This window comes from Zarconia sp. (assembly GCF_057467645.1).
On the sequence record NZ_JBRJXU010000173.1, the window covers coordinates 41,738 to 62,420 of the forward strand.

Annotated in this window: 15 protein-coding genes; 7 read left to right on the plus strand and 8 right to left on the minus strand. The window is 49.2% G+C overall.

The genetic code is table 11. From position 1 onward, the window contains the following. The first annotated feature begins 85 nt into the window (after positions 1-85). From AC2215_RS25855 to AC2215_RS25870, 4 genes are all read left to right on the plus strand, one after another. Positions 86-1,798: a tetratricopeptide repeat protein gene (locus AC2215_RS25855; protein ID WP_486812912.1), complete on the plus strand. Its 1,713-nt coding sequence runs from the start codon at positions 86-88 to the stop codon at positions 1,796-1,798. Positions 1,799-2,032: 234 nt separating this feature from the next. Further along, positions 2,033-3,001 carry a M48 family metallopeptidase gene (locus tag AC2215_RS25860; RefSeq protein WP_486812913.1) on the plus strand — a complete coding sequence of 323 codons (969 nt, stop codon included), beginning with the start codon at positions 2,033-2,035 and terminating at the stop codon, positions 2,999-3,001. A 14-nt stretch (positions 3,002-3,015) separates the two neighbouring features. Continuing rightward, on the plus strand, positions 3,016-6,564 hold the full coding sequence (locus tag AC2215_RS25865; RefSeq protein WP_486812914.1) for a WD40 repeat domain-containing protein: 3,549 nt from the start codon (positions 3,016-3,018) through the stop codon (positions 6,562-6,564). A gap of 252 nt (positions 6,565-6,816) precedes the next feature. Beyond that, entirely contained in the window at positions 6,817-7,365 is a 549-nt protein-coding gene (locus tag AC2215_RS25870) for a GNAT family N-acetyltransferase (protein WP_486812915.1), read from the plus strand. A 173-nt stretch (positions 7,366-7,538) separates the two neighbouring features. Here the strand turns inward: AC2215_RS25870 and AC2215_RS25875 are convergent, their stop codons facing one another. Then, on the minus strand, positions 7,539-8,717 hold the full coding sequence (locus AC2215_RS25875) for a serine hydrolase domain-containing protein (protein ID WP_486812916.1): 1,179 nt from the start codon (positions 8,715-8,717) through the stop codon (positions 7,539-7,541). 327 nt (positions 8,718-9,044) lie between these two features. Here AC2215_RS25875 and AC2215_RS25880 point away from each other — a divergent pair, with 327 nt between their 5' ends. Then, a complete protein-coding gene (locus AC2215_RS25880; protein ID WP_486812917.1) occupies positions 9,045-9,692 on the plus strand; it encodes a glutathione S-transferase family protein in 648 nt (215 codons plus the stop codon). 67 nt (positions 9,693-9,759) lie between these two features. Here AC2215_RS25880 and AC2215_RS25885 read toward each other — a convergent pair whose 3' ends face one another. The 6 genes from AC2215_RS25885 to ffh all read right to left on the minus strand — a co-directional run bounded on the left by AC2215_RS25885 (position 9,760) and on the right by ffh (position 19,249). Continuing rightward, positions 9,760-10,542, minus strand: a complete 783-nt coding sequence (locus AC2215_RS25885; RefSeq protein WP_486812918.1) for a hypothetical protein — start codon at positions 10,540-10,542, stop codon at positions 9,760-9,762. A gap of 146 nt (positions 10,543-10,688) precedes the next feature. Continuing rightward, positions 10,689-14,855 carry a toll/interleukin-1 receptor domain-containing protein gene (locus AC2215_RS25890; RefSeq protein WP_486812919.1) on the minus strand — a complete coding sequence of 1,389 codons (4,167 nt, stop codon included), beginning with the start codon at positions 14,853-14,855 and terminating at the stop codon, positions 10,689-10,691. A gap of 1,045 nt (positions 14,856-15,900) precedes the next feature. After that, a complete protein-coding gene (locus AC2215_RS25895) occupies positions 15,901-16,860 on the minus strand; it encodes a PhoH family protein (protein WP_486812920.1) in 960 nt (319 codons plus the stop codon). A gap of 76 nt (positions 16,861-16,936) precedes the next feature. After that, positions 16,937-17,317, minus strand: coding sequence for a KH domain-containing protein (locus tag AC2215_RS25900; RefSeq protein WP_486812921.1), 381 nt, complete (start codon positions 17,315-17,317; stop codon positions 16,937-16,939). Then, on the minus strand, positions 17,310-17,570 hold the full coding sequence (gene rpsP / locus AC2215_RS25905; protein WP_486812922.1) for a 30S ribosomal protein S16: 261 nt from the start codon (positions 17,568-17,570) through the stop codon (positions 17,310-17,312). The genes AC2215_RS25900 and rpsP overlap by 8 nt, the downstream gene beginning before the upstream one ends. A gap of 215 nt (positions 17,571-17,785) precedes the next feature. After that, the gene (gene ffh, locus AC2215_RS25910) at positions 17,786-19,249 is read right to left on the minus strand and encodes a signal recognition particle protein (protein WP_486812923.1); all 1,464 of its coding nucleotides are present in this window, start codon (positions 19,247-19,249) and stop codon (positions 17,786-17,788) included. A gap of 277 nt (positions 19,250-19,526) precedes the next feature. On the opposite strand from ffh, the gene AC2215_RS25915 reads away from it, so the two are divergent. Both AC2215_RS25915 and AC2215_RS25920 read left to right on the plus strand, forming a co-directional pair. Continuing rightward, positions 19,527-19,868, plus strand: a complete 342-nt coding sequence (locus tag AC2215_RS25915; protein ID WP_486812924.1) for a DUF2605 domain-containing protein — start codon at positions 19,527-19,529, stop codon at positions 19,866-19,868. 133 nt (positions 19,869-20,001) lie between these two features. After that, positions 20,002-20,307 carry a DUF2973 domain-containing protein gene (locus tag AC2215_RS25920; RefSeq protein ID WP_486812925.1) on the plus strand — a complete coding sequence of 102 codons (306 nt, stop codon included), beginning with the start codon at positions 20,002-20,004 and terminating at the stop codon, positions 20,305-20,307. A gap of 138 nt (positions 20,308-20,445) precedes the next feature. Here the strand turns inward: AC2215_RS25920 and AC2215_RS25925 are convergent, their stop codons facing one another. Then, positions 20,446-20,577, minus strand: a complete 132-nt coding sequence (locus AC2215_RS25925) for a hypothetical protein (RefSeq protein WP_486812926.1) — start codon at positions 20,575-20,577, stop codon at positions 20,446-20,448. Positions 20,578-20,683 lie beyond the last annotated feature (106 nt).

The window sequence follows — 20,683 nt, forward strand, 5'->3', positions numbered from 1 at the left end:
AAATGCATTATTTTATAGTCAATCAAGATACTGAAAGTCAGCATCTTTGAATTGCGATAGAATCTGCTAGGACTTTAAATTTAGAATGATGAGAAGAAAAAAAAAGTCAACAACGGCTAAAGAACACTTAAAGTGGGGGAACCAACTTAAACAAGAAGGAAAACTAGATAGAGCTATTGAGGAATACCAGCAAGCGCTTCAACTGAATTCGGAATTTTTTTCACCCTTAGCTCAGTTGGCAGAAATTTATCAAAAGCAAAATGCATTTGATTTGGAAATCGATTGTCTTCAAAAGCTGATTCAATTAAGACCCAATAATGAAAAATTTATTAAAAAACTAATAAATAGTTATTCACGATTTTTTTCTAAAAGTAACGATATAGATAAAGCCATTAAGATTTATCAAGACTCTTTTGATGTGGTTTCATCAGAAAACATGGAAATCGCTCATGAAGAACTGGGAAAAATTCTTCTCAAGGTCAGCATTCGACAAGGAAACTTCGATCGATCGATCGCATTTTTTGAAAAAGCGCTTGCATCTCAACCAAGTCAGCCTTGGCTTCATTATAATCTAGGACTAAACTTTTCCAAAATAGCTCAGTTAGATCGGGCGATACAATGTTATCACAAAGCCCTAGAACTCAATGCCAATTTTTGGCCTGCACTGCTAGAGTTATCTTTGCTTTTTGAGGAACAAGGAAATCTGGATAAAGCATGGGAATATCGCCTCAAGGCTTTGCAAATTAAACCCAACTTACCACGAAAGTATTTTGAATCAGAATTCTTAAAACTCGCTTCTATAGAAAATAGAGAGTTATTGAAAAAGATACTGAACAAAAATCTTAAAAAAACAATAGATGTTAAACCTCCTCAATATTTTAGAATCGGGTACTTACTCGGAGCAATGGGCGAAATTTCTGAAGCAGTTCCCTACTACCAGAAGGTAATTTATCTCAAATTAAAGGAATTTTATCCTGAGTTTGTCGATCGGCATTGGGAGCATGGAAAATTAAAGGAGCCTAACTTTTTAATCATTGGGGTAGCTAAGTGCGGCACCACTGCACTCTATGATTATATGTCCCAGCACTCTTTACTTTTGCCAGCCGTTCAAAAAGAACCTCAGTATTTAAAGACATTAGTCCCTAAGCTAGATAGAATTCAAGTTCCAGAAGATTGGTCTTTATTGAAACCAGAAAAAAGGCTATATTTAGCTCATTTCCCGCCTCGAGCGGATGATAGCAAATTTATTACAGGAGAAGCTAGCACATCAAATATTGTTCCAGGGGTTGAGAAAATCGTATATAACTGGTTTCCCAATATTAAGCTGATTGCGATTCTCCGACATCCAGTTAAGCGAGCTATCTCGGCTTATTATCATCATTTAAAAAGTAATAGACCCAAACATTCTCTTGCTACTTCACTAAAGATTTCTTTAAATGAGCTAGATATCGGTCGAAAATCAGCTCGAATTAGCGACATTCCCAGACATCAACAGGGTGATATTTTAAAATCTGGTTTATACATTTATCTGTTAGAAAGATGGATGAAACTGTTTTCTCGAGAGCAATTTCTCATTTTAAGCAATGAGGATTTAGCTCAAGATCCGGCAGGAGTCATGAAACAGGTTTTTAATTTTCTCGGTTTACCCGAAGATCGTAATATTAGTTATACTCCCAGAAATGTCGGGAACTATCCCAAGGATATCGATCCTGATTTACTCTCTCGTTTGCAAGACTTCTATCGACCTTACAACCAACAATTAGAAGAATTTTTAGGGCGGAAGTTTAACTGGGATTAAATGTTGGGATTCAATTTGAGATTAGGCGTGGGAGTATTATTGAAGCTCCAACCGTCAGAAGCGATAGAGTTGATATTTCTACCGCAACGTCACCATTAGACCCGATCTCCACCCGATCGATTCCCGGAAACTCACCAGCTTTGAATAAGTTCTTTCGGCTAAGGCTCGATCGCGAACACTCAGAGGGGGGAGGTATCATAGATAGAGTTTCGCCTTTTAGGTCATCCTGCGACTATGCCAACCTACCCCGGAATTTCCAGCGAAGCCTTGCGCCATCCCCTCGATCGCGAAGCGGAAGAAACCCTACGCAGTCTTCCTGGATTCGATCTGGTGGCGCGCAAGTTTGTGGAATTCGTATACGAACGCCCGCAATTTGTCTACAACATGGGCAATAGTATCGAAGTGGGGCCGCGCCAATATTCAACGGTGTATCAAATTTTTCGCCAGTGCGTTCGGGATTTGGATATTGCCCCGGAACCCTCTTTATTCATTTCTCAAACGCCTTTAGCGAATGCCTATTCTTTAGGCAAAGAAAATCCGTCGATTACTCTCAATGCCGGATTGCTCGACTTGATGGAAGAAGCGGAAATTCGATCGGTCATCGCTCACGAACTCGGGCATATTAAATGCGGTCATACCATCTTAATTCAGATGGCGCTGTGGGCAATTTCCACGGCTACGTATATTGGCGAACTTACCTTTGGATTTGGTAACTTTATCGGCACGGGGTTGATTTACGCCTTTTACGAATGGCGCAGAAAAGCCGAACTCTCGGCAGATCGCGCGTCTTTGCTGGTTCTAGACGATCTAAATCCAGTGATGCGATCGATGATGAAACTCGCTGGAGGGAGCGGGAAGTATGCCAACGAAATTAGCTTAAAAGAATTCGTCAAACAATCGGAACGCTATCAAGAACTCGACCTCGATAGCCTCAATCAAATTTATAAATTTTTACTCTACAACGGCGCGCAAGGCTCAATTTTATCTCACCCCTTCCCCGTCGATCGCATTTCCTATTTGCAAGAGTGGTGGCAGTCGGCGGAATACCGGCAAATTCGCACTGGTAACTATCAACGGGAAGGGGAAGACGGTAGCATCGATGTCGCCACTGCTGAAGCAGAACAAGCAGAATCTTTGCGACGGCAAATTGAGAAACTGCAACAGGAAATCGATCGGGCAAAACAGCGCAAATCGTCTGGTTGATAGGAGAGTTGCCGATGGTGCAGTGCAAATCGACGCGCAGGCGAGGCGTGATTCTCTCTCGTATCGGATTGGCGCGACTGCGAGGGGCGATCGAACATTCTGAAGTTGGCGATCGCGACGGGAAACGCTACACTCTCGAAGACTTGAACCAGCGCGTGGGACTCGATCCGAAGACGATCGCCAAAATCTTCGATCGCCAAATCGGACTCGACAAGCGCACCCTCGATCGCATTTTTCGCAGCTTTGAATTGGAACTGACGGAAGAAGATTACACTCGCCCCGCTAAAGCGACAACCGACAAAGCAACGCGAATAGATTGGGGAGAAGCCGTCGATATTAGTGCGTTCTACGGCAGACAAGCCGAGTTGCAAACCCTGAACCAGTGGGTATTGGGCGATCGCTGCCGAATCGTTGCCTTGCTCGGAATGGGGGGCGCGGGCAAAACCGCCCTATCGGTGAAACTCGCCCAACAACTCCAAGGGCATTTCGATTGTATCCTGTGGCGATCGCTGCGGAACGCACCTCCTTTAACGGACGTACTTGCGGATATCTTCGGCTTCCTGATGCCGGAAAACCTGCCAACGGGAAATCTGGGCAGCCAAATTGCGCAATTACTGGAATATTTGAGCAGTTGCCGCTGCTTGTTGGTACTCGATAATTGGGAAACTCTCTTAGGGAGTGCCCAGAACGTCGCCGGATTGCCTCGCGCCGGTTACGAAGGATACGCCGAACTGCTGCGGCAAGTGGGGGAAGTCTGCCATCAAAGCTGTTTAATTTTAACCAGTCGGGAAAAACCGGCTGAAATTGCTGCCCTTGAAGGGGATACCCTGCCGGTGAGAACGTTTCCTTTGCCGGGATTGGGGGCAGAGGATGCTATTCGCTTGCTGGAAGTGAAGGGATTGGCGGGGGAAGCCGATGAATACCAACGGCTGGTGGAATTTTACCAAGGCAATCCCCTGGGGTTGAAAATGGTAGCCACGGCGATTCGAGATATCTTTGCCGGGGATGTGAAGGCGTTTTTAGGGGAAGGGATTGCGGTTTTTAACGGCTTGCGGATTCTTCTAGAACAGCAATTCGGGCGTTTGTCGGCTTCAGAACGGGAACTGATGTACTGGCTGGCAACTGTGCGCGAACCCATTTCCCTGGGGCAGTTGCGATCGCATCTGGTATTCCCCATCGCCAGTCCCAAATTACTCGAAGCCTTGGAATCCTTGCACCGCCGTTCCCTGTGCGTCTCCGTTCGCGAACCCGCCGCCCCAAACTCATCCCCCCGGTTCACCCTGCAGCCGGTGGTAATGGAATTCGTCACCGGAAAACTCATCGATGGCGCTTGCACCGAACTTGTCGGCGGCAACCCACCCCCCTCGGGACTGCTGTGGCATCACGCCCTCCTCGAAGCCCAAACCAAAGACTACATCCGCGCCACTCAACGCCAACTCATCCTCCAACCCCTGGTAGACGAACTCCTCGCCTATTTTCACACGCCAGAAGCGATCGAAACGCAACTGCACGACATCCTCGATAACTTGCGCCGCCAGCATCCTCGCGAACCCGGTTATCTGGCGGGAAATCTCCTCAATCTGTTGTGCCACTTCCAGGCGGATTTAACCGATTGCGACTTCTCGAATTTGGTTATTTGGCAGGCGGATTTACAATATACCCCCTTGCAAGGGGCGAACTTCACCGATGCGGATTTGTCGAAATCGGAACTGGCAAAAGCGTATAGCATCATCACCAGCGTGGCATTCAGTCCCGATGGCAAGTTTTTGGCAACGGGGCATTTTGTCGGTCGTATTTTGCTGTGGGATGTAACTCAAACTCTCTTGGTGAGGGTGTTTGAGGGACACACGAATAATGTCTGGTCGATCGCCTTTACCCCCGACGGGCGGTATCTCGCCAGTGGCAGCGAGGATGGCAGCGTGCGGTTGTGGGAGGTGGCGACGGGGCAATGCGATCGGGTTTTTGACACCGATGGGGTTTGCATTCGATCGATTGCCATTTCTTGCCAGGGCGATCGTTTATTTGCAGCGGGAGACGATGGCAGGATTTGGGTGTGGGAGTTAGCAACCGGAAACACTGTCCGAACCTGGAGGGCCCATTCTCAACCCATGTGGGAAATCGCTCTCTCCCCCGATGGCAAAATTCTCGCCAGTGTCAGCGACGATCGCACGGCTAAGCTGTGGGATACGGCAACTGGACGCTGTATCCATATCCTCATTGGACATACGGACTGGTTGCGCGCAGTCAAATTCAGTCCCGACGGCGAGTGGTTGGCAACGGCAGGATGCGACGAGGCGATTCGGATATGGCAGGCAAAAAGCGGGCGATGCATCCGAGAAATTCACCCCCACACCCACGCCATTTTTGCCCTGGCATTCCTGGATGGGGGGCGACAACTCGCCAGTGGTAGCAGCGATCGCACCATTTGTATTGCCCTGGTGAGTACGGGCGATCGGATCGCCACGTTGAGGGGTCATACCAGCACCATCTACGGTTTGGCGGTGAACTCAGAGGAGACGCACCTCGCCAGTGGTGGCGACGATCCTACCATTCGCCTGTGGGATTTGCGGACGAAAACCTGCCAGAAAACCATTCAAGCCCAAATGAGTTGGATCGCCTCGGTGGCATTCAGTCCCGATGGCGAAACCCTCGTTACCGGCAGTGCAGATGGGGCAGTGCGATTTTGGCAGGTGGCAACGGGAACTTCTCGTACCCGTTGGGGACATCGCGGGACGATTTATTCCGTGGCTTTCAGCCCCGATGGCAAAACCCTCGCCAGTGGGGGTAGCGATTTGAGCGTTCGTCTCTGGGATGCCCAAACCGGATCCTGCCGCCAGATTTGGCAAGGGCATACGGCAACGGTGACGGCAGTAGCGTTTCACCCCAATGGCAAAATTCTCGCTAGTGGCAGTTGGGATGGGACGGTGCGGCTTTGGGATCTGGCCACTGGGGCCGTTCTCGATACGCTATCGGGTCATTTCATCCAATCGATCGCCTTTAGCCCGGATGGGAAAAAGCTTGCGGTGGGGGCGTTCGATGCCAACGTCCGTCTGTGGGATTTGGAAACGAAGCAATGTCAAACCTTTAGCGGACATATCCATTGGACGTGGTTCGTTGCCCTCAGTCCCGATGGCAAAATCCTCGCAAGTGGGAGTGTCGATGGGACGGTAAGGCTGTGGGAGGTTTCCACCGGGCAATGCTTGCAGGTTTTGGCAGGACATGAAGATTGGGTGATGGCGATCGCCTTTAGCCCCGACGGACAGATTCTTGCCAGCCCCAGCAAAGACGGAACGGTGCGATTGTGGGAGGTTTCCACCGGCAAATGCTTGCAAGTGTTGCGAGGTCATCAGATGTGGGTAACATCCGTGGCGTTTAGTCCGAATCATCGGGTTTTGGTGAGTGGCAGTGGGGAACTGACGGTGAAGTTTTGGACGCTGCCCGATGGAAAGTGCGATCGAACCTGGAAAGCCCCCCGCATTTACGAAGGAATGCAGATTTCGGGGGTGAGGGGGTTGAGTTTTCCTCAGCAAGAGATGTTAAAGGTTTTGGGGGCGGTTTTGTAGGATGCGCGATTACAGCAAAAAATGCTGGCATCTATGAAAAACATCAAATCCGTTGGAAATTCTCTCCCCCTGCTCCCCCTGCTCCCCCTACTCCCCCTGCTCACCTCACGAGGAATTATAAGTGTTTAACCGAACTTGATATTATCCCCCAACTCGGTCTGAGAGACTCCAAGGATCGGGGGTCACCGGAAACTCTATTCCCTACACCCCAACCCCACCCTCACCCGACACTTTTTATCCCGAACTGACGTTATGAAAGCACCTCAATCCCTCGAAACCGATCGCCTCATCTTACGCCAACCTTTACCCACCGATGCGGAGATGATTTTCGAGCGCTATGGGGGAGATCGCGATGTTACGCGGTATTTGGGGTGGCCCAGACACGAATCGATCGAACAAACCCGATCGTTTTTGGCATTTAGCGATGCGGCTTGGGCAAACTCACCCGGCGGCCCGTACCTTATCGAATCTCGCCACTCGCGAACCCTTCTCGGCAGTACCGGCTTTGATTTCGAGACCCCCTTGCAGGCAACTGTGGGTTACGTCCTCGCCCGAGATGCGTGGGGATATGGCTATGCCACGGAAGCACTCGGGGCAATTGTCGCCATTGCCCCCAAACTGAGGATTTGCCGCCTCCAAGCCCATTGCCACCCCGAAAATTGGGCATCGTCGAGGGTATTGGAAAAGTGCGGGTTTGCCCTCGAAGGTACACTGCGGCAATATTTGGTATTTCCCAACTTAGGCAATCCCGAACTCAGCGACGTGCTTTGCTATTCGCGCATCTTCAGTGAGTTGTTGTAGGGTGGGCAGTTTTTCTCGTCGGTATGTGGGCTTAGGAATGAGGATGAAATAACTTGTGCGATGCGATTCTGAACCCACCCCTAACCCCTCCCAAGAGGGGGAATTACAGTCATAGGGTGGACAGTTTTTCTTGTCACAATTAAATATTGAAACCGATCGCCCAACTGCCCACCTTACCCCTGTGTAAGATCGAAATCCTTCGAGTTAATCGTTTCCAAAATCTTCAACGCGACTGTATCGATCGAATATCGCCCGAACATACTCGATAGAATTTCCCCATAATTCGACAACACCACCACGCCGGTTTGCGTTTCCTCGATAAACCCGCAGAACGATCGATGTCCTCCCGTTCCCCCATTGTGATTGCGAACGTTGCGATCGACACCGGGCATATACTCCACAAACCACCCCAAACCCACACCCATTTCTTCCCGTTTCACCAGGGGGCTACCCTGCAACCGCCGCATCCATTTCGCCATCCCCCCTAGCAACCCTAGCAATCCGCCAGTGGGGGCAAAGGTTTGGTGGCGCAACTTGTGGGTATTGAGAATCGCCTCCGCTATGGGGGTTTGACTCGGCTGGAGGTTGGCTTCTAGAAACGTGAGTAAATCGTTCGCAGTCGATCGCAATGCACCCGCCCCAGCAAACGTCGGCAAATCCCAGTGAGGCGTGAGTTTCCCATCTTCGAGATAACCCAACGCAAATCGAGACTGTTGCGACTGGGTGAGGGTGATGCTGGTATCTTTCAACCCCAGGGGACGGCAAATTTGCTCTATAATTGCATCTTCATAGGAGCGATCGCACTGGTGGGCTAGAATATTCCCCAAAATCCCCACACCGAGATTGGAATAACTGATGCTTCCGGCGGTTTTTCCCGGCTTGCCATCGTAGTTTTGCAGGTATTCGTTTAGGTTTTCAAAGGTATAGTTTGCATAGGGATTATCCGGGTTTTCGCGAGCGGCTAGAGCGCCATTCTCCGGCAGTCTGGGTAAGCCCGAGGTATGGGTTGCCAAACTTTCTAAAGTTACGGTGTCGGGAATTTTTTTGTAGTTGTCTCCAAATTTCGAGAGGGGTGCGGTTAGCTCGATTTTTCCTTTTTCTACCAATAATGAGAGCAGCGTCGAGGTGAAGACTTTCGTTACCGAACCAATTTCAAATACTGTATCGCCATCGACCGTCTTTAATTCTGGAGCAATCGAGTCTGAAGGATTGGATGCTGAAGGTAACGAACCCCAGCCTTTTACCCAGCGCTCGCCCTTCTGAATGACCCCAATCGCAAGATTGATGTGTTCTTTTTTAGCAATCCAGGGGGCAACAATAGATTCAATTTCTGTTGTAAGTGAAGTTTTCAATTTTTCGTCTCCCTTAAATTTATTCCAGCCGTAAATATTCCGCAAAAAAAACGGTTTAAACTCAGGAAATAATTAATTTTGTTCAATCGATAAACTTATTTAAAATAATAGCAATTTTGGTGATTTAAAAGCAGATATTTGAGCGCTGAATACTTATCGACCTTAGAGCGATTTTTTATCTATTAGGGGAGTATCTCGATCGCGACAGAAGCTAGATACTCACCCGACTGATTTATTCAATTTTTATGATATGCTTCTATTTTAAGGACTTTAATTTTTGAATTAATTTTTAATTATTTTAAGCCGTTTGTTTAATTTAAATCCCTGATGCAACTTTACTATATACCCACAACACGAGCCGTGCGCCCTCGCTGGCTTTTAGAAGAACTCAATCTTCCCTACGAACTCGTCCCGGTGACGATGGAAATGTCCCGTCAGCCCGAGTATCAAAGACTCCATCCCCATGGCAAAGTTCCAGTTTTAGTCGATGGAGATGTGACGATTTATGAATCCGCAGCAATCTGCGCCTATTTAGCCGATCGATATCCGGAAAAAGAGTTAGCGCCCCCGCCACAAAGTCCCGCCCGAGGATATTATTATCAATGGTTATTTTATGCCTCTTTAACCCTCGAAGCGCCCGTAGAACAGTATATGTTTAACGTGCTGCCGGATTTGCCGGAGAAAGTTTTGCCCAAGAGCGATCGCACCAAAGTATCTCAGAAAGAAGCCTTGCAGTGGTTTGATAAAGTGTGTCAACCGCTGAACGAACGATTGCACGATCGAGATTATTTGGTTGAAAATCGGTTTACCGCAGCGGATGTGGTGACGGGGGGCGTATTACTTTGGGCTTTAAAACTGGGAATGATGCCAGAAGACAGCCCGGTTAAACAATATATTACCCAGTTAATGGAGCGCCCAACTTTTATTCGATTGAAAGATGACAAATATGCAACTGAATTTTCAACTGACAGTTGAAAATTCAATACAGACAATTACGATTTGACCCATTGTCTTATTCTCCATCCCGTGATTTTAGCGGAGGCTATTGCATTTTATTAGAATCTCCACAACCGACACCGCTCAGGGCAGTTTCCCCAGTCAGAATCTGTTTGACGACTCGCTCTAACGTTTCGGGATCGTGCAAATCCACTGCTTGCAGCAGACCCGATTCTATCAAGGGTAGGGCGCGATCGTCCGTGACGTTCCCGTTCAACGCGGCTGCCAGAATATCCGCCGTCCGTCCGCTACCGGCAACCACCACCACCGGTTGTTTCGCTGCCACGCTTTGAGCGGCATCCACCCAGGTAATTTGTCCGCCATTGATCAACACGGTAACCGCAGGAGAAGGGCCCGATAGGGTCTGAGCGATCGCCGCAATCGAGGGGGATTCGTCCCCCCACTGGCAACCCGGAACTAAGAAAAAGTGGGTGTGATTGGGTTCGAGGGGAGCTGCATCCGCTGCGGGAGGCTCTTGGTTCGGCAAAGTGGCCAAACCCGCAGGAATGACACCGATGAGGGGAAAGGTGGCTCCTATTTTGTGACGTGCTTGCCCCATCATCTGCATCACCCCCGCATCGGTTCCGCCATCGACGACACAGGCATTTAAGGACTCGGCTAGGGGAGCGAGAACATCGAGAAAGAGCGATCGTAACCGTTCCCGAGCCGCATCGCTCAAGAGACTGGCTCCCCCCACCACCACTAGTACCAAGCGGGGGCTTTTGAGTCCCAACAATTCTAGGGCGCTCTCGAGGTCTGTATTGGCTTGGGGATAGAGGGCTTTGGCGGTGGGGCCAGATTCAAATTCGATCGAAACAGGGTGTTGCATGGAAAAAAGGCAGCTCTAGATTGTGAGAATTGCGAGGGCGATGTCAAGACCACACAGACAGTAAGCACATCAAAACAACGCACGGACGAATGCGTATACTTATATCTACTTATATTCAGTTATATCCGGAGATTTGTCTGGCTTTATCAATTCTCAATATCGGGGCAGAGGGTGCGATCGCGCTTTGGGGCATTGTACGTCAGGTAATCTCTGACTCGATCGCAAGCATCCTCCATCAGTCGATCGAGCTGTAAATCTTTTAAATTCCATAGAATCGCGGTTCCGCCACGCGCACCAGAGGCAAGAATCTTGCCGTCGGGACTCCAAGCTACGCTATAAACCGGTCTGTCATAACCTCTCAAAATATGAAGTGGCTCGCCCTTGAGATTCCACAGCCTCACCGTTCCGTCATCACTGGCGGAGGCAACAACTTTGCTATTCGGGCTAAAACTGACGCTCCTGACTGTATAGTCGTGCCCCACCAGGGTGTGTAGTTCCTTTCCCTCGCGACTCCAGAGTTTCACCGTCCCATCCACACTCGCCGTTGCAATTCGCGTGCTGTTCGGGCTGAAGCTGATGCTATGGACTTCTTGCTGATGCCCCTCAAGGGTGCCAAGTTGCCGACCGCTCGCACTCCACAGGGTGACTGCCGGGTTCTCCTGAGTGCTGACGGCGATCTTCTGAGAGTCAGGACTCCAGGCGACGCTCAAAACCTGTATGTCATCCCCTTCATCTTCATGCACTTTAAAAATGCCAAGTCGATCGCCCTCCCGATTCAAAAGTGTTACGGTATTATCCTGGTTGCCAACGGCGATTTTCTCACCGTCGGGACTGAAACTGACGCTATTGACCCCATCATCGTGGGAAATTTCTCTGAGAAGTTTACCCTCATAGCTCCAAAGTCGAATGGTGCGACCTTGACCTGCCGTCGCGATCGTCTGTTCGTCGCGGCTGAAGCTGACGCTACGAACCCAACCGGGATGGGGAAGAGTTTGGTCTAGGAACCATTCACCGTCATCCTCGCGGCTCCAGATTTTTACAGTTCTATCATCACTTGCCGTCGCCACGCGCTTGCCATAGCGGCTAAAACTGATGCTTTGGACTAAATCTGTGTGTCCGTTGAGATGCTGAAGCGTCTGACTTTCAAGATTCCAGAGTTTAACAGTTGAATCCGTACTCGCAGAAGCAATCGTCAGACCATCGGAGCTGAAACTGATGCTATTCACCTGAAGCTTGTGCCCTTCAAGAGTGTGTTGCAAGCTACCGGTTTCTCGATCCCAGAGTTTGACCGTGCCATCTCGACTTGCAGCGGCAATGGTTTGACTATCGGGGCTAAAGGCAACGCTCTTTACCGCATCATCATGTCTTTGAATGGTGCGTTGCCGGACGCCGGTTTCCGCATCCCAGAGAATCAATTGTCGATCGTTTCCACCCGAAGCAATTGTCTTGCCGTCGGGGCTGAAGCTGACCGTATGAATCGGAGCATTGTGATTCTCGAGGGTGTTTAGTTTTTTACCCTCCCGACTCCAGAGGGTGATGATGGGAGGGTCGTAAATGGTTGAGGCAATCGTCTGACCGTCGGGGCTGAAACTAATGCTACTGACTTCGTTTTGATGGGTCAGAGTTTGGAGAAGTTCGCCTTGGAGGTTCCATAGCTTAACCGTTCCATCTTGACTCGAACTGGCAATGGTTTGACCGTCGGGACTGAAACTCACGCCGTATACCGTGCGATCGTGTTCGCCAATAATACCAAGTGGCTCACCCTCGCGACTCCAGAGTCGAATCGTCTTGTCCCAACTCCCACTCACAATCATCTGCCCGTTGGGGCTAAAACTGATACTTGCGACCGTACCCGTATGCCCAGTTAGGGTCTCAAGCCTCTCGCCCTCATGACTCCAGAGTTTAATCGTGTCATCGCTACTGGCCGTGGCAATTATCCGATCTTCAGGGCGCTTGTCAGGGCTAAAACTGACGCTATTGACTGCACCCTTATGTTCGCTCAAGCGATTTTTTTCTTGGAATCGAGATCGATACACTGCAGTCTGTAACGCGCTTAAAACTAGACTTCGAGTGTTCTGGCTAACCCGTGGCTGCTCTTGCAACTGTTTCCCAGCCCGAAGTGCTTCGATGAGGGCATCTAACTTGCGATTGTTCTCCGAAAGCACTAAGGAAATTCGACTCGCCAAAGACATATAACTTTCTTTGATAATTTTCGTTTCCCTCCACAGACTAAAAGCCACCAGAGTTCCGGTTACCGCAGTAACGAGTAGCAAACTCAAGGCAGCAACAATTTTCCGTTGTCGTTTGGCGTGTTTTTTCTCTTGGGCTAGTCGTGCTTCTGCTTCCTTGGTCCGTTCTTCTTGCAGCAGCATTTCATCTCGTCGCCGCTGTTCCTCTGCTTGGGTCGCAGCGATCGCATTTTGACTGGCTTCGATAAATTCTTTTTGTAGGGTTGTCGCTGCGGGTTTTTTAAGCTGTTGTTGGGCGTGCTGCAACCATTTGTTGGCAAAAGCCGACTCGCTTCCATGCAGCAGCAAGTCATCGCTACGGTCTCTTTCCTCCCACTCCAGCGCCCGTTGCAACCATTTCGTATGACTGTGGACGTGTTGTCGGTCGGTATCGAGGGTTCGCACCAAGGGGTTGAAATTGGCGTTAAAATCCCCATCGTGACCATTAAAATCGATCCACTGTACTTTCGCCAGTTCTGGGTGCAAATCGACCGATTTTACCCTTCGATGCAACACCGTCACGAAGCGCTTATTTAAGGATGCTGCATACTCCACCTCATCGGCACAGTAAGGCGAATGAATCGATCGCGGCGAGATAATAAACAAGAAGTTATCGCAGGCTTTAATTCCTAGATTAATCTCCCGCTGAAAATCCGTACCCGAAGCGATACTTTCCTGATCGAACCAGGTCGTTTTTCCCTGCATCTGCAACCGATCGTTCAGCTTCCGGGCAAAGTCCGAATCCGTACGGGAATACGCAATAAAAACATCAAGAGATTCCAGTGGCGGTTGCTGCAAACTTTGGGTAATAAATTCTGCTTGCAACGGCGTGGGGGGATGCTGCATCCGCGTCTGCGCCACCTGCAACCAAGTTTCGGCACTGCGCAAATTATACCCTCGCAACAGAATACTGGGGTTTTCCCCTTGTTGCTTCCATTTGAGAGCTTTGGTGAGGAAGACTTTATGCTCGTGATAGTACGCGGCATCGAGATAGAGAACCTTCAGGAGTTGGCTTTCATCGAGTCGGCGCTCTTCTTCTCGTTCGTTATCCGTGAAGTCGATATACTGCAAACTTTGTAGGGCGATCGGAATTTGTTTTGGCGGAATTTCTTGGAGTAAAATCGGAATAATCCGCTTATGCAAAGATAAGGCGTAATCCAATTCTTGGCGAGCGCGATAGGAATCAATCGAAGCGGTCGAAAGCAGGTAAATAATATTATCTGCCTGCTCGATGCCCCGGTAAATCGCTTCTTCGAAAGCCTCACCCGTTTGAATATCCCGATCGTTCCGCCAAACGGTAATTCCTTCCCGTCGCAAACGCTTGCAAATTACCTCCATTCTGTTTCGATCGCCCTCAGCATAGGAGATAAAAACCTGAGTCATCAAGTTATTGGCATTCTTGAGACTTTCAGTAATATATTCGCAATGTAAATCTGATGGAATACAAGGTGGTTGTTCGTCTTGAAACCGGATTTTCAGCCAAGATAGTGCCTGGTGCTTCTCTTCCTGAATTAATAAGTACCGAGTTTGTTTGTGATGGCGAACCCAGTTGAGTGATTTTGCCAGTAAATGAGTATGTTTTTCGATATACTCTTGATGTTGACCTAATAATTCAATTAATCCTGTCAACGCGGTCTCAAAATTATCTATTTTTTCTCGAAAATAAACCCAATTTATTTTACTAATTGTCGGGTGCATATTGGAAAAAATTGAATGCAACCCTTGGGCTTGGTAAGCTTCCCATTCCTCATCCGTTCCGTTTGGGTTTCGCTGTTGCCAGATCGTTCGATCTATTTCCTCGACGTGCAATAGCGGGATAATCCGCTTTTTATACCGAATGGCGAGTTCGATTTCTTTGAGACAATAGGGTGAATTAACGGCATGGGGTGAGAGAATGAATAAAAAGTTATGTGCCCTTTCAATTCCATCATTAATTTGGTTTTGGAAATCGACGGCATAGGGAATATTATCGAAATCAAACCAAATATTTAAAACCTGTTGTTCTAAACGCTCTTTGAGGGCGATCGCAAATTCTTTACTATCCGGTCGTCCGTAAGAGATGAAAGCATCGAAAAAAGTGGTCATGTTGAGTTCCCCAATCAATAGTTTGCAGACAAGGCTCGGGGCATCACCCTGGTGATTTGAAACTTGTGATTCTCAAACTTGTAACATCGAGCGATGCAACAAATTCAAAATTAGGATTTATCGCGATGCTCAATTCAGTGAAGACATATTTTGAATCTCAAGTCCCCCTTTTTAAGGGGAATTTAGGGGGATCGTCTGTACCTTATCCATTCGAGAAATACTATAGATAGATATTCAGATCGATCGCAATTGTTTGAGAACCCAAAAAAGCGCGCGGTAAAATATCGCCCTCGATCGAGATAACTATCTTTTTGTAAACCTCACCGACCATCGGAAATGCGATCGAGGGCGTGAATGGGAGTTTAGACAAATTCAAAGACCCGTTTCATCCCGCGAACTGTCAAATCTCTATCCCGATCGAATTTGAGAGTCTAGAGGTTAATTGACGATTTAAAGCCAAAAATTCCGGTAACACGAGAGTTACAGGTTATTCGATCGACTGTTGTCTAAATGCCAGACGTTATAGATATACCAGAGTAGAAAAGCCAGAAAATAACGCCCCAGGAGTAGGGTTGCGCGAGTCCCTACTCTATAGATTTGCTCTAGATTTAGCATGTGGATTTGCCATTGAGATCCACCCAGAGATTGCAAATCCTTCAATTCTCAGCTAATAGTATAGACGAGATAACTAGCGATCGCAGTACCCCAGACGGGTAAGCTGCCATCTTATCGCTATATTCAGGATGGTTACAGACTATTTCGCGAGCAGGGGAGGATGGGGAGCGGGGGAAGACACGGGGACGCTCCAGACGCTCTAGACGCAGGGAGGGGGAGAGGGGTTCACAAGTAATAAGTTGAAAGTAATAAGTAATAAGTTTGACCTCTACTTCCGAGCGAAGGATTCCACAAATGAATTGGACCTGATTTTTTATCGATCGATCGAGAGGCGCGCATTCGGCTGAATTCGGGCTTAACCGATACGACTCCTACTTATTACTTATTACTGGCGAATGCTGACCAATTGTCAATTGTCAATTGCCCAATTTCACTTCTTCTCGTACTTCTCGTAAGCTTTCACGATCGCTTGTACCAGAGAATGGCGCACCACATCGGCTTGGGACAGGTAACAAAACGCAATCCCATCGACATTTTTGAGTATTTTTTCGGCAACCGCCAATCCAGAAGTTTGATGGGTGGGTAAATCCGTCTGAGTGACATCCCCCGTCACTACCATGCGCGATCGAAATCCCAACCGAGTCAATACCATTTTCATCTGCGCGGGAGTCGTATTCTGCGCTTCGTCGAGAATCACGAAAGAATTACTCAGAGTCCGACCGCGCATATAAGCAATCGGGGCCACTTCGATAATCCCCCGTTCCATCAAATCGGGGATTTTTTCCGCGTCGATCAGTTCGTACAGCGCATCGTACAGGGGACGCAAAAAAGGATTCACCTTCTGCTGCAAATCCCCAGGCAAAAATCCCAACCGTTCCCCCGCTTCCACCGCCGGACGGGTGAGAATCAGCCGTTCGTATTGTTTGTCGAGCAGTGCCTGCACCGCCAGCATCGCCGCCAAATAGGTTTTCCCGGTTCCAGCCGGACCGATGCAGAAGGTTAAATCGTGTTTGCGGACGGCTTTGATATACTGCCCTTGGCGGAAGGTTTTGGCTCGGATGTTTTCGCCGCGACGGGTCCGAGCGATGATATCTTCTCGCAGGTCTTGTAATTCATCTTGGCGGTTCGTATCGATTGCCTGAATCGCCGTTTGGATATCCACCGAGGAGATGTTTTTTCCCGCTTTCCAAAAGGGGGCGAGCGATCGGATGATGCGATTGGTGCGCTCGACTTGGGATGGGGTGCCGGAAATCGATAACTCTTGTCCCCGCAGCACTAACGTGGCCCCGGTTTTTTGAGAAAGGAGTTTGAGGTTTTCTTCCCGGTCTCCCCCCAGGGCGATCGTACTTTCTAGAGACGGTAATTCAATTGTGAAAAAGTTTTGGGTCATGCAACAAAGAAAAGCTAAAAATTAAGAATGGAAAATATGGCAGTCTTCAATTCTCCATTCTTAATTGTGCCCAACCTTAATCTAGATTGTCCGAGTCTCGCTTTCGAGAAACCGGACGGGCAACCTTGGGTTTAGAAGTTCTGCGTCCGGAAGAGCGATCGCCGCGCTCCGAGGAAGTGCGACTCGACCCCGAACTACCATAGATATCCAAATGAACCGATTGACCCACGGTTTGCCCGATCGCCTCTAAGGAAGTGCGGATGGCTTGAATGTTGCGCCCGCCCCGACCGAAGACGCGACCTTTATCGGGAGCATCAAAAGCCACGCGAATCAAAACTTTCGGTCTGCTCGATGACCTTTCGCAGTCCACGCGCAAGGAATCGGGGGATTCGAGAAAAGGTTCGAGCAGAAACTTCACCAGCCCTTCGTAATCCGGTTCTGCCCCAGCATTAGGCATTGGCAGTTGCCTTGACTTGCTCGAAGACATTCGCTTTTTCTAAAATTCGACGCACGGTGTCGGTGGGCTGTGCCCCCTGCTTCAATCGAGTGACGATCGCCGGAACGTTGAGGCGCGTTTCGTCGGTTCTGGGATTGTAGTAACCCAACTCTTCGAGGGTCCGGCCATCGCGCCGAGCGGAGCTGTTCATCGCCACGATCCGGTAGCTGGCTTCTCTTTTCTTACCGAGTCGCTTCAGTCGCAATTTTACCATTGTTCGTTTTGTCGATTTCCTGTTTAACGGTCAGCTTTCTATTGTAGTCCTTTAGCAGCCACGGGGGATAGTGGGGATTTTGGAGCGGGGGTCTTTAGGGACACAAGCATTTGGGCGATTAAGTTTGGGAAAAACGAAATCAGACAGATCCAAATGCTTTGCCCTCTCCACTGCTTGTCACCGTGTCCCCGCGTCCCCGCGTCCCCGTGTCAACCTTAAAGAGTCCCGAATCCCTTCTTCTTCTTCTCTTTTTTCTTCTTCTTCTTCGGATTGCCGCCGTAGCCGCGCCAACCGGGGCGCCCACCGCCGCCACCCATTCCGGGCATCCCGCCCATCCCGGGTAGACCACCCATTCCGGGCATTCCGCCCATTCCGGGGAAGTTGCCCTGTCCCATCTTCTGCATGAGCGATCGCATTTTTTGGAAGTCGCTGACGAGTTTGCTCACATCAGACTCTTCGTAGCCGGCACCTCGGGCGATGCGCCGCCGTCGATTGGGAGAACTGGCGAGCAAATCGGGGTTGCGACGTTCTTCGAGGGTCATCGAATTAATCATCGATTCCGATCGCTTGAGCTGTTGCTCGCCTTTGCTCAAATCCTCGTCCGACAATTTATTCATGCCGGGAATGAGCTTCATAATCCCCCCCAGAGACCCCATGTTCTTCATCAGGCGGGTTTGTTTGAGAAAATCCGTGAAGTCGAACTGGGCGGAGACAATTTTCTCCTGCATTTTCTCCACATCCGCCAAATCCACCGCTTCAGCGGCTTTCTCGACGAAGGTGAGCACGTCTCCCATGCCCAAAATCCGCGAGGCCATGCGATCGGGATAAAACGGTTGCAGGGCTTCGACTTTTTCCCCAACCCCGACAAATTTAATCGGCGCACCGGAAATCTGCCGCACGGACAGGGCTGCTCCCCCTCGGCTGTCGCCGTCCATCTTGGTGAGAATCGCCCCGGTAATGCCAATTTCTTCGTGGAACGTCCGGGTGAGATTGGCAGCTTCTTGCCCGGTCATGGCATCGACCACGAGCAGGGTATCGTGGGGTTCGACGGTGGCTTTAATCTGTGCCAACTCCGCCATCATATCGCCATCGATTTGCAGGCGACCGGCCGTATCGATAATCACCGTATCGATACCTTCGGCTTCTGCGCGTGCCACCCCCTGGCGGGCAATTTCCACCGGGTCGGCATCGATTCCCATCTCAAAGACGGGGACTTCGATTTGCTCGCCGAGGGTTTTGAGTTGGTCGATAGCCGCCGGTCGGTAGATGTCCGTTGCCACGAGCAAGGCGCGACGATTTTGCTTGCGCAGGTGCAAGGCGAGTTTGGCAGAAGCGGTGGTTTTACCGGTTCCTTGCAAACCGGCCATCAAAACGACGGTGGGGGGAGTGTCGGCTTGGGCGAGGGGAACATTCGTTTCCCCCATCACCTGCACGAGTTCGTCGTGGACGATTTTAATAAACTGCTGGTCGGGTTTGACCCCAGAAATGACGTCGGCCCCCTGGGCTTTGGCTTCGACCTCGGCGATAAATTTTTTGACGACTTGAAGGTTGACATCGGCACTCAGAAGAGCGCGACGCACCTCTTGGAGAGCCGATTGGATATTGGATTCGGAGATTTTGTCTTGACCCCGGAGTTTTTTCCAGGCATCTTCGAGTCGTTCTGCAAGTGCGTCAAACATGAATTTGGGGGGGATGTCGGTAGAAAATTAAGACTTTTATAAGATTTTCGAGAATGCCAGCGATTTTGGATAAGCTTCGATCGCTGGTCGGTCACGCTGCGAGCGCTGTCGACCGGCGATCGAGGGCTTTATTCGGTTCCTCGATTCTACCGTGTTTAGCCCCAAGCGTGCGGTTGATTTCCCGGCGAGCTGGGAGCTGAGGCTCGGGCGACGCGATTGTAAAGAAAAGTAAAAAGTATTAAGATTTACTATATTACCCTCGTGCAACTTGAGACCCATGGCGAACTCTAATCCTTCAGAATCGGAACTTCTCAAAACGATCTTGGAACCCCTACTGGATGATTTTCAGTATTGGTTTGCCCGATCGCGCAAGTTATTGGAGAATGAGGACATTTCTTTTTTGGAGCCGCAACAAAAAACAGATTTCCTCACCCGATTGACTCAGGCTCAACAAGAAGTGGGTGCGACGCAAATGTTAGTCAAAGCAACGGGAAGTAAAGCCGGTGTAGACATGGCAGTACTCTTACCTTGGCATCAACTGCTCACGGAGTGCTGGAAGATGGCTCTGAGATTTCGCTCGGAACAAGCGATGGAATCTCAAGGTTTAGACGATCGTTAAATTTTAAGACTGGATGCTCTTAGGTAGCACTGCGGGTAAAGATTTTGGGTTAAGATACTTAACCAAAGAAATTACGGTTAATAAACTTCTATTACATTTCATCGAACTGTTTGCTGTGGAGACCATTTAATTGATGCTACAGATACTTTATTCATTAGCCTTTACCGTTTTAGCGTTTTTTGCGATCGGCAACTTAATTCGCAATTTAATGCAATTTAGCATGGAATCGCCCCGACCCCGTAACGTATCGGGTAAAGCTAAAGCCTCTGCCACTCGCACGGTTCCCCATCCCGAACTGTTTGACGCGCGAGGACAAGCAATTGACGAACCTTTATTGGTGATGCGCTCGATTAGCGTTGAAGATGCTCGCCAGAAATTAGACGCACTCTATAATGCTTCTCCGAGCGTTAGCAGCAATTTAGGAGACGAAGACAGCTAGTTTTAAGGACTAACTCGATCGAACTCACAATAAACTCTCAATCAAAATATAGGGGTAAGCTTGTCAATCTAGCTTACCCTTTTAAATGAAGATTCGATAGATTTTAAGGTCTCTCTCATCATTTTTCGACAAAAGCGACTAGACCCAAGCGGCTGGGAATATCTTCATTAACGTCAGTTTTGGATCGGACTGTTTCAGGTGATGGTGGGGAACGGGGAATGGAGTCGTTTTCTCCCCAGCCACCAGATGTACCCAGTATTGTCGCCTCACTTTATCGGCTCTCAGCTGTCAGCTTGTTTCAAGACCCATAAGTTTTAATTTCAAGGGTTACCCGGCCATAGACTGCTAATTCTCCTAGTCTAAATGGATCTAATTG